Annotated in this window: 9 protein-coding genes and 1 pseudogene; 8 read left to right on the forward strand and 2 right to left on the reverse strand. The window is 71.9% G+C overall.

Features of this window, described 5'->3' with window-relative positions:
• The 8 genes and pseudogenes from meaB to WMF36_RS14275 all read left to right on the forward strand — a co-directional run bounded on the left by meaB (window position 1) and on the right by WMF36_RS14275 (window position 10,966).
• On the forward strand, window positions 1–993 hold the full coding sequence (gene meaB, locus WMF36_RS14240; RefSeq protein WP_437580135.1) for a methylmalonyl Co-A mutase-associated GTPase MeaB: 993 nt from the start codon (window positions 1–3) through the stop codon (window positions 991–993).
• A 2-nt stretch (window positions 994–995) separates the two neighbouring features.
• Window positions 996–2,156, forward strand: a complete 1,161-nt coding sequence (locus WMF36_RS14245) for a DTW domain-containing protein (protein ID WP_437580136.1) — start codon at window positions 996–998, stop codon at window positions 2,154–2,156.
• Between the two features lie 278 nt (window positions 2,157–2,434).
• Complete coding sequence (locus WMF36_RS14250; protein ID WP_437580137.1) at window positions 2,435–3,397, forward strand: macrolide 2'-phosphotransferase; 963 nt, start codon at window positions 2,435–2,437, stop codon at window positions 3,395–3,397.
• 107 nt (window positions 3,398–3,504) lie between these two features.
• Window positions 3,505–3,777, forward strand: coding sequence for a hypothetical protein (locus tag WMF36_RS14255; RefSeq protein WP_437580138.1), 273 nt, complete (start codon window positions 3,505–3,507; stop codon window positions 3,775–3,777).
• Complete coding sequence (locus WMF36_RS14260) at window positions 3,774–6,821, forward strand: ATP-binding protein (RefSeq protein ID WP_437580139.1); 3,048 nt, start codon at window positions 3,774–3,776, stop codon at window positions 6,819–6,821. The genes WMF36_RS14255 and WMF36_RS14260 overlap by 4 nt, the downstream gene beginning before the upstream one ends.
• 373 nt (window positions 6,822–7,194) lie before the next feature.
• Window positions 7,195–8,580, forward strand: a complete 1,386-nt coding sequence (locus WMF36_RS14265; RefSeq protein WP_437580141.1) for an MFS transporter — start codon at window positions 7,195–7,197, stop codon at window positions 8,578–8,580.
• Window positions 8,581–9,235: 655 nt separating this feature from the next.
• Window positions 9,236–9,454: pseudogene (locus WMF36_RS14270) on the forward strand (cellulose binding domain-containing protein); the annotation flags it as partial.
• Window positions 9,455–9,502: 48 nt separating this feature from the next.
• On the forward strand, window positions 9,503–10,966 hold the full coding sequence (locus WMF36_RS14275; protein WP_437581914.1) for a dockerin: 1,464 nt from the start codon (window positions 9,503–9,505) through the stop codon (window positions 10,964–10,966).
• 169 nt (window positions 10,967–11,135) lie between these two features.
• Here the strand turns inward: WMF36_RS14275 and WMF36_RS14280 are convergent, their stop codons facing one another.
• Together WMF36_RS14280 and WMF36_RS14285 are read right to left on the reverse strand one after the other, a co-directional pair.
• Complete coding sequence (locus WMF36_RS14280; RefSeq protein WP_437580142.1) at window positions 11,136–12,134, reverse strand: HupE/UreJ family protein; 999 nt, start codon at window positions 12,132–12,134, stop codon at window positions 11,136–11,138.
• Complete coding sequence (locus WMF36_RS14285; protein ID WP_437580143.1) at window positions 12,131–12,958, reverse strand: hypothetical protein; 828 nt, start codon at window positions 12,956–12,958, stop codon at window positions 12,131–12,133. Before WMF36_RS14285 ends, WMF36_RS14280 begins: the two co-directional genes overlap by 4 nt.
• Window positions 12,959–13,001 lie beyond the last annotated feature (43 nt).

Consider the following 13,001-nt stretch of genomic DNA (forward strand, 5'->3'; position numbering starts at 1 on the left):
TTGAAGCCGAGCCCGAGGCAGCTCGTCGACGGTCTCCTCGCGGGCGACCGCGCGGCGCTCGCGCGCGCCATCACGCTGGCTGAGAGCTCGCTCCCCCGCCACCAGGAGCTCGCCGAGGAGGTCCTGGAGCTCTGCTTGCCTCACGGCGGCGGCGCCACGCGACTCGGCATCACCGGTGTGCCTGGGGTCGGCAAGAGCACGTTCGTCGACGCGCTCGGCGTCCACCTCGTGCGTGAGCGGGAGGAGACCGTCGCCGTGCTCGCGGTCGACCCGAGCAGCCCTGTTCACGGCGGGAGCATCCTTGGTGACAAGACCCGGATGCCGCGGCTCGCCAGCGACCCGCGGGCCTTCATTCGCCCCTCGCCGTCGGGCGGCTCGCTCGGCGGCGTGGCGCGGGCCACGCGCCAGGCCATCGTTCTCTGCGAGGCGGCCGGCTACCGCAACATCCTGGTCGAGACGGTCGGTGTCGGGCAATCCGAGGTCGCCGTCGCCAACATGACGGATTGCTTCCTGCTCCTCATGCTGCCCGGGGCCGGCGACGAGCTGCAAGGCGTGAAGCGGGGCATCATGGAGCTCGTCGATCTCGTGATCATCAACAAGGCCGACGGCGGGAGCGAAGGCCGGGCCGCGCGATCGCGCCGCGATTATGAGAGCGCCTTGCACCTGTTCCCGCCGGCGCCTCACGGCTGGACGCCCGTGGTCTCCGTCTGCTCGGCCCAGGAGAACCGCGGCGTCCGCGAGGCGTGGGAGCTCGTGCTGCGCCACCGCGCGCACATGCAGTCGAGCGGCTGGCTTCTGCGCCGCCGGGCCGCGCAGGCGCGCCGCTGGCTCGTCGAGCTCATCGAGGGGCACCTGCGCGAAACGTTCCTGCGCAGCGCGGCCGTGCGCGAGCGGATGCCCGGGCTGGAGGGCCTCGTCGAGGCCGGCGCGCTCAGCCCGCTCCGCGCGGCGCGGCAGCTGCTGGCGGCCTGGGATCCGGCCGGAAAGGACTGACGATGCGCGACGTCTGCTGGCGCTGCCGGCGCCCCCGTTCAGTCTGCTACTGCGCGCTCCTGCCCTCCTTGTCGACGAGGACGCGGGTCGTGCTCCTCCAGCACCCGCGCGAGCGGCGGGTGGGCATCGGCACGGCGCTCATGACGCACCTGTCGCTGCCCAACTCCGAGCTGCACGAAGGGGTGGTCTTCGAGGAAGACCCCCGGATCGCCGCCCTCGCCGCCGATCCGACGACGGCCGTGCTCTATCCCGGGGGCGACGCGCATCCGGCGGACGGGGCGCCGGTGCGTTCGCTCATCGTGGTCGACGGCACGTGGTGGCAGGCGAAGAAGATGCTCGCGCTGAACCCCCGTCTGGCCGCGGTGCGCCGCATCGGCGTGACGCCCCGGGCCCCGGGCAACTACCGCATCCGAAAGGAGCCGCGGCCCGAGTGCCTCGCCACGGTCGAGGCGGTGGCCAGCGCGCTCGGCGCGCTCGAGGGCGAGCCCGCGCGCTTCGACGCGATGCTGCGGGCCTTCGAGTTCATGGTCGACCGGCAGATCGAGCACCAGGCGACGAGCGACGCCCCGCGGCGGCGGCGCGCGCAGGCCGCCCCGCCGCTCTCGCCGCTGCGCCCCTACCTCGCCGATCCGGCGAAGGTCGTGCTCGTCGACGGCGGCGCCAACGCCGGGTGGCCGGCAGCCGCCGGCGCGGCCGAGCCCAGGACCGAGCTCGTGCACCTCGTGGCCTGCCGCGCCTCGGGCGAGCGTTTCGAGGCGTTCCTCCGCCCGCGTCGCCCGCTGGGCGAGAGCGTCGCGCACCAGCTCGAGGTGCCCGAGGCCCGCCTGCGCGACGGCGAGGACGCGGGCGCGGCCGTGGCGCGGCTCCGCGCCTTCGTCGGCCACGGCGGCGTGCTGGCCACCTGGGGCGCCTTCACGGTGGACCTGCTCGCGCAGGAGGGCCTCGGGCGCGCGCCCTTCCTCGACCTGCGCGACCTCTGCGCGCGGCACCTGCGACGGCGGCCCGGCGGCATCGCCAACGGGGCGCGGGCGCTCCAGGCCGGGGAGCCGGTCCCGCGGGGCAGCGGGCGGTGCGGGCGCACGGTGGGGTGGCTCGAGGTCGTCCTCGCGCGGCTCCTCGAGCTCGCGGGGGACGAGGGCGTTGCGGCGCCGGGCGCTGCATGAGATGCTCCGGCCGTGGCATTCTCCCGGCTGCGCTGAGCTCGGCATCCTCGTCCTCCCTCTAGCCCCGGCGCGGCCGGGGCGACGTGGCGAGCGCGCGGGTGCCTGTCCGTGCCCTGTCTTCCCCTGCAACGTGGAAGACCGGGGCGCGGAGCCTCACGCCCGGCAGCCTGGAAGGAACACGCCACGCACGCCTGGTCGGTCGTGAGCTCGCGCCGCGAGTCTTCCCCATGCACGCGCGCCGCCGCCTGGCTCGACGGCGCGCGAAGAGGCTCGCGATCATGACCGAACGTACAAGCACCCCGTCTCCGGCTTCTTCCTCCTTCGCGCCGATCGACTCCGTCGGCGCGCTCCTCGATGCGGCGCGCCGCGAGGGGCTCCGGCTCGTCACGTCGCACCCCGACCTCGACCAGACCGGGCTCGACTTCCTCGTCGTGCACGCCCACGACGAGGAGGGCGTGCCGTGGGTCGTGCGCACGCCGCGCCGGCTCGCGGTCGTCGAGTCGGCCCGCGTCGAAGCGCGCGTGCTGGCCCTGGTGCGCGAGCACCTGCCGGTGGCCGTGCCCGACTGGCGCGTGCACACCGACCAGGTGATCGCCTATCCACGGCTCGGCGACGTCCCTGCGGTCTCCGTGGATCCCGAGGCGGGCGTGCGCTGGAACCGCGTCGATCCGGCGGCGCCCTCGGCGGCGTTCATCGCGTCGATGGCAGAGGCCCTGGCGGCGCTGCAGCGCGTGAACGCCGCGGCGATCGAGGCGGCGGGCGTCCCCATGAAGTCCATCGATGACGTGCGCCAGCTCCACGCCCGGGCCATGGACGAGACGCGCGCCGCGCTGGCGCCGCCGGACGTCCTGTGGGCGCGGTGGCAGCGCTGGCTCGCGAACGACGCGGTGTGGCCGCGCCACCTCGCCCTCGTGCACGGCGACCTCCACCCCGGGCACATGCTCCTCGACGAGGGCGGCCGGCTCACCGGGATCCTCGACTGGACCGAGGCCCACCTCGGCGATCCCGCGGTCGACTTCGCGCTCTTCGCCGGCGCCTTCAGCAAGGCCGCGCTGGACGCGTGCATCGCGCGCTTCGAGGAGGCCGGCGGCACGACATGGCCCGGCTTCGCGGCCCACGCCGCCGAGCGCTGGGCGGCGTGGCCCGCGCTCGCGGCGAAATGGGGGGTCGAGTCGGGCAACGAGGGCGTGATCGCGTACGCGCGCTCGATGCTCGACCAGCTCGCGTCCGAGAGCGGGTGAGCGGCTCATGTGAGCTGTAACCAACGATAATCATTCAAATTTTCCTCCTATCTCCCCACCTCCAAGTTCGCATGACAGCGCGACCCGGCCCTGGGTAGCCTCTTCCCATGCGCGGAGGACACGACGCGGAGGCCAGTGCGGCGGATCGGGCGCTCGTGCTCGTGCTACTGGGCGCGGTCCTCCTCGTGTCGCCGGCGCGCCTGCTCTGGGCGCGCGGCCCGCTCGCGGTGGCGGCCGTCTTCGCGGTGTGGGTCGCGCTGATCGCGCTCGCCTGGCTCGCGACGCGCGCCGGCCGCGGCGACGCCGGCCGCGGCGACGCCGACCGCGGCGACGCCGGCCGCGGCGACGCCGGCCGCGGCGAGCGGGAGCCGCCGCCGTGATCGACGTCGGCGTCCTCCTGTTCGCCACGGTGGCCTGGCTGGCCGTGCTCGCCGCCATCGCGCTCGCCGCGCAGCGCGAGCGCATCCCCCGCGCGCTCGCGCGGCACCCGCTCGTCCTCGCCCTCTCGCTCGGCGTCTACGCCTCGTCGTGGACCTACTACGGCGGCGTCGGCTTCGCGCAGCGCCACGGGCTCGTCTTCCTCGCCGTCTACCTGGGCCCGACGCTCGCGTGCGTGGCCACGCCGCTCCTCTGGTCGCGCGTCCTGCACATCACGCGCGAGCAGCGCCTCTCCTCGCTCGCCGACCTGCTCGCGTTCCGCTTCCAGAGCCCCGCCGCCGGGGCGCTCGTCGCCGCGTTCTCCCTCGTCGCCAGCCTCCCCTACGTCGCGCAGCAGTTCCGCGCGACCGAGCAGTCGGTCCGCGTGCTGTCCGGGCCGGGGCACGAGGAGGCCGTGGGCGCCGTCTTCTGCGTGCTGCTCGCCCTCTTCACGGCGTTCTTCGGCGCCCGCCCGTCCGCCGAGCAGGGGCGCGAGGACGGCCTCGCGGCGGCGGTCGCCTTCGAGTCGGCGGCGAAGCTCGCCGTGCTCGCGGCCGTGGGCCTCATCGCCGTGCTCGGGGCGTTCGGCGGGCTGGGCGGCCTCGCGGACTGGCTCGGCGATCACGCCGCCGAGGTCGAGGCGCTCGGCCGCCCCGTGCGCGAGGACAGCGGCTGGACCTCGATGCTCGTCATCAGCTTCGCCGCGGCCTTCCTCCTGCCGCGGCAATGGCACCTGGCCTTCGCCAGCGTCGCCGGGGGCCGGGCGCTCGCGAAGGCGGCCTGGGCCTTCCCGCTGTTCCTGCTCGCGCTCAACCTGCCCGTGCTGCCCATCCTCTGGGCGGGGACCCGCATCGCCCCGACCGGGCCCGCCGACAGCTACGTGCTGCTCGTGCCCCAGCTGCTCGACCTGCCCTGGCTCGCGCTCGCCGCCTTCATCGGCGGCATCTCCGCGGCGAGCGCCATGGTCATGGTCACCGCCGTCGCCCTCGCGAACGACAGCGCGACGCACCTGCTCCTGCCGCTCGCCCGCAGGACGCTGCGCCGCAACGTCTACGCGCGCGTCCTGTGGATGCGGCGCGGGCTCCTGACCGCCATCCTCGTCGGCGGGTGGCTCTTTCACCGCGCGCAGCCGAACCGCGGGCTGCTCGTCGAGAGCGGCATCGTGTCGTTCATCGCCTTCGCGCAGCTCCTGCCAGGGCTCTTCGCCGTGCTCTTCTGGGAGCGCGCGACGCGCGCGGGGTTCATCGCCGGGCTCCTCGCCGGCATCGGCATCTGGACGGCCATGTGCCTCGCGCCGCTCCTGCCCGGCATGCCCGGGCTCGATCCGGCGTGGCTCGACCTCCTGCGCGAGGGCGCGGACCACGGAGGCCGCGCCGCGCGCGCGGCGCACGCGACCTCCCCGGACACCTGGTCGCTGCCGACGTTCGTGTCGCTCGCCGTCAACGGCGCCACGCTCGGGCTCGTCTCGCTCCTGCGCCCGCCGGCCAAGGCGGAGCGCGAGGCGGCGCGCCTGTGCAGGCGGCGCGAGATCGGCCCGTCGGTGGAGCGCGCGACCGTGGCCACGAGCGTCGGCGCGCTGGAGGAGCGGCTCGCCCGGCTGCTCGGCCGCGAGGCGGCGGGCATCGAGGTCACGCGCGCCCGGATCGAGCTCGACATCCCGCGCGACGAGACGCGCCCCACCGAGCTCCACGCGCTGCAGGAGCGCCTGCACCGCAACCTGTCGCCGCTGGTCGGCCCGGTGCTCGCGAGGACGGCCGCGGAGGCGGAGGAGGCGCACGCCCCCGCGGCGGCGCCGCGTGGAACCGTGAGCGGCGCGCTCACCGAGGAGCTCCGGTGGCTCGAGCGCCGGCTCGCGCGCGGGGAGACGCGGCTCGTCGGCGCGGCGCGGGAGCTCGACCTCTTGCGGCGGTGGCTCCGCTCGGTCCTCGCGCAGCTGCCGCTCGGGGTCTGCGCCGTGGGCTCCGACGGCGCGATCAGCCTCGTCAACCGGCGCCTCGAGGCGCTCGTCGGCGTCGAGGAGCGCGACCTCGTCGGGGCGCCGCTCGACCGGCTGCCGGCCCCGTTCGCGGAGCTGTTCGCCCGCGCCGCGCGCGCGGCGTCCGCCGGCGAATCCGGCACGGGCGCCGAGGAGATCGAGGCGCACGTGGCCGGGCGCGCGCGCTCGCTGCGCGTGCACCGCGCCGCGCTCGACCCGCTCGACGCGCGCGCCGCCTCGGGGGGCGTGGTCTTCCTCGTCGAAGATCGCACCGAGCAGCGCGCGCTCGAGGCGCAGCTCGCCCACCGAGATCGCCTCGCCCAGATCGGCCGCCTCGCCGCGGGCGTGGCCCACGAGGTCGGCAACCCGCTCACGGGCATCGCCTGCCTCGCGCAGAACCTCCGGGCCGAGGCCGACAGCGACGAGATCCGCGCGCGGGCGGGCCTCATCCTCGGCGAGACGGCGCGCATCGAGGCCATCCTGCGATCGCTGCTCGAGCACAGCCGCACCGGCGCCGTGCCGTCGCCCGGCGAGAGCCCGCGCGCGCGGGTCGGGCGCGTGCCGCTCGCCCAGGTGGTCGCCGAGGCCGAGCGGCTGCTCCGGCTCGACCGCGCGGCGCCGCACGTCCTCGTGGAGCAGGCCTGCCCGGAGTCGCTCGTCGTCATCGGGGATCGGCGCGAGCTCGTGCAGGTCTTCGTCAACCTGCTCGCGAACGCCCGCGACGCCTCCGGGGCCGGCGCGACCATCGCCGTCCGGGGGCGGCTCGAGGCCGGCGAGATCGTCGTCGAGGTCGAGGACCACGGCAGCGGCATCCCCGAGGAGCTCCTTGCCGCGGTGCTCGAGCCGTTCGTGACGACGAAGCGCGATCCGAGCGGCACGGGCCTCGGCCTGCCGCTCTCGCGCTCGATCGTCCAGGATCACGGCGGCACCCTCACGCTGCGGAGCGCGGTGGGGCAGGGGACGACGGTCGTCGTGCGGCTCCCGCTCGCGGGCGCGACCGGGGCGCGGCGCGGGCCCGAGGCGGCGCCATGAGCCCGAGCCTGCGCGTCGAGGACGAGATGGTCATCTGGAGCGCTGCTGGGTGTTACCGATCGTAACGGAGCGTCACCGGACGAGCCGGCCTACGTGATCGGCCGGTGACGGAACGGGTATTCTCTCGACTCTTTGCGTGATATTCGGATCCTGGAGATCAGGAGACGGAAAGTAGGGTGACATGGCATCGAACCACGCGTTGCCGTGCGCTGCCCGGCCTCTCGTCCCCCGCGCGCGACGGTTACGCCGTCGGGCGCGAGGGACGAGAGGCCATGAACGACACAGTGGCTCCCTCTCCACGGCTCGACGCCGGCTCTAGGCCCGACTTCAGCCCTCCCGACAAGCGCTGGAACTCCTTCGAGGAACCGCTCCCATGGCACAGACGTCTCCCGCAACCGTCGCCGTGACCCCCACGAGCAGCGCCAGCAAGGGCGCGCATGAGGTCGTCGACAGCCGCACGCTCTGGAAGGTCATCTTCGCGTCCGCCGGCGGCACAATGATCGAGTGGTACGACTTCTACATCTTCGGGAGCCTCGCCGCGATCATCTCCACGCACTTTTTCCCGAAGGACAACCCGACAGCGGGCTTCCTGCTGACGCTGGGCACGTTCGCCACCGGCTTCGTGGTCCGCCCCTTCGGCGCGCTCGTGTTCGGGCGCATCGGCGATATCGTCGGCCGGAAGTATGCGTTCCTCGTGACCTTGCTGCTGATGGGCGGCGCGACGTCGCTCATCGGCTTCTTGCCGACGTACGACAGCATCGGGATGCTCGCTCCGATCGCGCTCGTCCTGATCCGGCTCGTGCAGGGCCTCGCGCTCGGCGGCGAGTACGGCGGCGCGGCGGTGTACGTCGCCGAGCACGCGCCCGACGCGAAGCGCGGCTTCTACACCTCGTTCATCCAGATCACGGCGACCCTCGGCCTGTTCGTCTCGCTGGCGGTGATCCTCGGGACCCGCCTCCTCCTCGGCGAGGAGGACTTCAAGGAATGGGGCTGGCGCGTCCCGTTCCTCCTGTCGGTCCTCCTCGTCGGCGTGTCCTTCTACGTGCGTGTCCGTCTCAAGGAGTCGCCGATCTTCGCCAAGCTCAAGGCGGAGGGGAAGACGTCGTCCGCTCCCATCAAGGACAGCCTCGGCAACAAGCGCAACTGGAAGGTCATCCTGATTGCCCTCTTCGGCGCCACGGCCGGCCAGGGCGTGGTCTGGTACACGGGGCAGTTCTACGCGCTCTACTTCCTGCAGAACACGCTGAAGGTCCCGTTCATCACGGCCACGGTCGTGATCGCCGCCGCGCTCGCCCTCGGCATGCCGTTCTTCGTGTTCTTCGGCGCGCTCTCGGACCGCATCGGCCGGAAGAAGATCATGCTCGCGGGCAACCTGTGCGGCGCGATCGGGTTCTTCCCGGTGTTCTGGTTGATGAAGCAGAACGCCGACAGCCCGGTCATCCTCACCGCGCTCGTGTTCGTGCTCGTGATCTTCGTCACGATGGTCTACGGCCCGATCGCGGCCTACCTCGTCGAGGCCTTCCCCGCGAAGGTGCGCTACACGTCGCTCTCGATCCCGTACCACATCGGCAACGGCGTGTTCGGCGGGATGCTGCCGCTCATCGCCTCCTCGGTGACGGTCGCGACCGGCAACATCTACGCGGGCCTCCTCTACCCGATCACGGTGGCGCTCATCACGGTGGTCGTCGGTGGGATCTACCTGAAGGAGCGGAGCGACGTCCGCATCTGGGACGAGCTCGATAACGCGCGCGAGTCCTGACGCCAGGACGCGACGCCTCGCCGGACGGCGCGCCGCCGCGCGCCGTCGCCCCCGCCTAGCCCCGAGATGACCGAAGCGGACCGCCGCCCCCGCGGGACCGCAATGCTCCTGCCGAGATCGGCGGCATCGCGTCGCAGCGCGCCCGATGCCCATCCGCGCGCCTCGCGCGCTCGCGAATCCGCGTGTCGAGGACCTGGGTTTCTCGAACCCGCAGGGCGCCCGTCTCGGACGCGCTCCACGACTCCCCTCCGTCGCACATCACCCGTTACGCGTCGCTCCAGGCCGAGGGCTTCCCGATGACGTTCCACGTCAACCGCGGGAGGAGCAACCTGGCATGGTAGGTGAAGCGTCGTCAGGGTGAGAGATCAACCATGCTGGATTCAGCATGTGTCGTGATCGTAGAGCCGTTGACCGGGAATACAGATTGAACGCGCCGTGTCATGCGCTTCGCGCGCAGCACACTGGCGTGAGCATCTTGCTGACTTGACTTGCGGCCTTCTCGGCCGCCTCTAGGAGAAAATTCATGCGCTCTACTAGCTTACTGAGCCGCTGCTCGGTCGCGCTCGCTTGTTGCCTTGTCGCCTGCGGCGGCATGTCTTCCGACGACGAAGAGATTGTCTCCCTGGAGAACGAGCTGCTCAGCCCGGACTCGACGATGTCGGCGGAGCTCAAGTTCCAGTCGCAGTGGCAGACGGGGTACTGCGCGGACGTGACCGTGAAGAACGTGGGTGGTCGCGCGATCACCGGCTGGGGCGTGGTGGTCGCGCTCAACGGCTCCACGGTGACCAACAGCTGGAACGCGACCGGCACGCCGTCGGGCGGGCAGCTGAGTGTCACCAACGCGTCGCACAACGGCTCGCTGGCAGCGCAAGGGTCGACGACCTGGGGGTTCTGCGCGAACGGCACCGGAAGGGCCTCGCTCATCTCGGTCAGCGGCAACGGGACCGGAGGCTCGACTTCGGCGAGCTCCAGCAGCAGCGCTTCGAGCAGCTCCAGCAGCAGCGCTTCGAGCAGCTCCAGCAGCAGCGCTTCGAGCAGCTCCAGCAGCAGCGCTTCGGCAAGCTCTGGTGCCGGCGGCGCGGGAGGCGCCGGGGGCTCCGGCGGTGCCGGAGGCGCGGGAGGCGGAGGCGGCTCTGGCGGGGGAGGCCCCGTGGGCCCTGGCTGGGACTGGGCCGGGATCATCGGCACGGGTCAGAGCCTGTCGGTCGGAGCGCAGGGGCCGGCCAGGGCGACCACCCAGCGCCACCACAACCTCAAGCTCTCGCTGGGCAGCGCGTCCGTACCTCCGTTCAATCCGAGCAGCAGCGCGCTCTCGATGGTGCCGCTCGTCGAGCCCATTCGCCCGCTCGCCACGGGCTACCCGAGCGCGTATCCGCGCAACATCTACGGCGAGACGCCGCACACGGCCATGGGCGACCAGATCTCGTCGCTGGTAAAGTCGGCGACGGGCGGCGATCACGTCAGCGTGCACACGGTCGTCGGCGAGAGCGGACAGGCCATGTCGGTCATCAGGAAGGGCGCCAGCGACACCGGCTCCACGGGTCGGGCGTACGCGGCGTCGCTGTTCGAGGCCGCCGCGATCGCCCGCCTCGCCGGCGCGTCGGGCAAGACGTACGGCATCGGCGCGATCGTGATCACCCACGGCGAGTCCGACGCCGGCAGCTCGAGCTACAGGAACGACCTCATCAAGCTCTGGTCGGACTACAACGCCGATCTCCGGCCGCTGACCGGGCAGACCCGGTCGATTCCGATGTTCGTGTCGCAGCAGCACGCCTATCCGACCGGCGCGAACCAGCGGTCGGCCGCCACGCTCGCGCAGTGGCAGGCCGGGCTCGACCGTCCGGGCGACATCCTCTGCTCCGGGCCGAAGTATCAGTATCCGTACGCGAGCGACAACATCCACATGACGGCGGTCGGCTACGAGCGGCTCGGCGAGAAGCTCGGGCAAATCTACCATGAGAAGGTCGTGCTGGGCGAGGACTGGCAGCCTCTGCAGCCGACCCGGGTCGAGCGCAGCGGTCGCGTGATCACGGTGCACTTCCACGTGCCGGTGCCGCCGCTCGCCTGGGACAGCTCGCTCCCTTCGCCGCACCAGAGCTCGCTCACCGAGTGGGCGCAGGGGCGCGGCTTCGAGGTCCGCACGGCGGGCACCCGGATCCCGATCAGCTCCGTCGCGATCTCGGGCGACACGGTGCGCATCACCGTCGGCAGCGATCTCCCCTCGACGGGCCTCTGGGTCGGCTACGCCATGACCAGCGACGGCTCGGCGTTCTCGGGCCGGACGTGGCGCTCGGGCCAGCTGCGCGACTCCGATCCCTTCGTCGGCTCGATGACGGGAACCGCGCAGCCGAACTACGCGGTGGCGTTCGAGATGTCGGTGCCCTGAGGCGCGCCGGCAGGGCGTATCCATCCAGATCTTCGCTGCCGAGCGCGGGCAGTCAGACGTCTGACCCAGGACGGCCAGACGTCTGACCCTCGCGGGCCCGTCGAGGCGCGCGATCGGCTGAACCAGCTCCGGCTGACCGCGCCCCGGACTCCGCAGCCTGCGGGATTCGCTACAAGCTCGCGCCCGTCAGGGTCGCTACGATGCGCTCGATCGACCAGTAGCCTGCCATTCCGCCCATCGCGTACACCAAGCCACGCTGCACCGTCGCTGGTTGCAGGGGAATCCGCGCGGCAAAGAGGCCCAGCGCAACCACCAGCGCAATCACGCCGAGCTGACCGATTTCCACGCCCACGTTGAAGAACAAGAGCGCAGTCGGCACATGCTTTTCCGGCAGTCCGATGTCGAGCAGCGACGACGCGAATCCGAGCCCATGAAGCAGCCCGAAGGCGAACGTGACGGCCCATGGGGCCCGGCGGGCAAGCGAGTCGGCCGGCCGCAGGCACTCGCCGCAGACCAGTACGATCGAGAGCGCGATGGTCGCTTCGACCGGCGGGGACGGCAGCGTCAACCAGCCGAACACGGCACAGGCCAGAGTCAGGCTGTGCGCGACCGTGAAGGCCGTGACGGCGCCGACCAGCTTCCGACCGCCGCGCACGAGGAGCGTGAGCGCAACGACGAAGAGAAGATGATCGAACCCGGTCAGGATGTGCTCGATGCCGAGCCGCGTGTAATCGACCACGATCGGCCTCAGCGCGCGAAGCCCGGCGGAGGCGGGAATACCGTACACCACCAAGCTCGGGTCGCTGCCGGTCAACACCCGAAGAGATCGGCTTCCGCTCCGCCACTCGATCGCCACCATCACGTTGGTCTCGGTCCCCTCGAGCCAGGGGAGCTCGATGGTGCCGACCAAGCCGGTGGGACCGCAGTCGAGAAATGCTCCGTCGAGCTTGCAGGGCGGGGGGAACACGGCGGGCGTCGCGAGCTCGGACTCGAGCGTGGACGAGCTCGCCTCCCAGCGCACGAGGAACCGCCCCTCGTGCCCCTCCACCTCCGTCAGCGAAAGAGACGCTGAACTGAGCTCGTGGCTATCTGCGGGGGCAGACGCCAGAAGCACGGCCAGCAAGAACGGCAGGGCCCGAGCCAGCCGGAGCAGACTCAAGCGATTCAAGGCTTCTCCTCGAACCTGTACCGCGCGAGGACGCTCTCGACGAAGTCGTCGGTGGCTTGCTTCTTCCTCGCGGCGGCCCAGTCAGCGGTGAGGGCCGGGCGTAATTCCTCGCGACCGGGCAGCCCTCCATCTATCCGGTTGACCCGCACGAGCAGCAGGCTGTCCTCGGTTTCCTGGGCCTGCCACGCTGCGAACGGCAAGTTGCAAATGCTTTCGGCGAGCGCAGGTCCAAACTTGGCTGCGAGGTTATCGCGGGTGAGGTTGCCACCCACGATCGGACGACCGAGCGTCCTTGGGTCTGCACCGTCGGCCAGCGCAAGTCGATACGTCGACCGCTGCGTCTCTGCAGCCGCGTCGCTCTTGGGAAAAGCCACGATTTCGAAAGTGTACCGCAGCGGCGTCTCGTATCGGCTCCGGTGAGAAGCCAACCACGCGTCCAGCTCTGCATCCGTCGGCTCCCGCGCCGGCATCTGCTGAACCGCCCGTGCCCGCAGCTTGTCCGCCAGCACGGTCCGCACCGTCGCATCCTGCCGATCGAGCTCCTCCCGCAGCGCCTCACGGTAGAGCGCCTCGTCCCGCTTCCACCCGTCGAGCGCCGCCGTCAGCTCCGCCTCCGTCGGCGCCCGCCCCGTCTCATCGCGGAATCGCCGTTCCACGTCCGCCTTCAGCCCCGCGCTGACGACGACCACCCTCGGGTCGCCAACGATGAGCCGGTGGGCGAGAAACAACAGCGCGCCGATGAAGAGGAAATGAATGACCGGTTCGCGGAGCAACCGGAGCAACCGAGCGAAGCTCCGCGTGGTGCTCCCGCTGGTGTCAGGCATGGGATGCGCTCTGGTTGAGGGAGAAGTAAATCACAGCCTGCGG

The organism is Sorangium sp. So ce887, from assembly GCF_051521455.1.
GTDB lineage: Bacteria > Myxococcota_A > Polyangia > Polyangiales > Polyangiaceae > Sorangium.

Excerpts from the sequence above, each read along its gene's own strand:
- WMF36_RS14265 (WP_437580141.1), top strand. The coding sequence starts at position 7,195 with ATGGCACAGACGTCTCCCGCAACCGTCGCCGTGACCCCCACGAGCAGC.
- WMF36_RS14250 (WP_437580137.1), top strand. The coding sequence starts at position 2,435 with ATGACCGAACGTACAAGCACCCCGTCTCCGGCTTCTTCCTCCTTCGCG.
- WMF36_RS14255 (WP_437580138.1), top strand. The coding sequence starts at position 3,505 with ATGCGCGGAGGACACGACGCGGAGGCCAGTGCGGCGGATCGGGCGCTC.
- WMF36_RS14245 (WP_437580136.1), top strand. The coding sequence starts at position 996 with ATGCGCGACGTCTGCTGGCGCTGCCGGCGCCCCCGTTCAGTCTGCTAC.
- WMF36_RS14285 (WP_437580143.1), bottom strand. The coding sequence starts at position 12,958 with ATGCCTGACACCAGCGGGAGCACCACGCGGAGCTTCGCTCGGTTGCTC.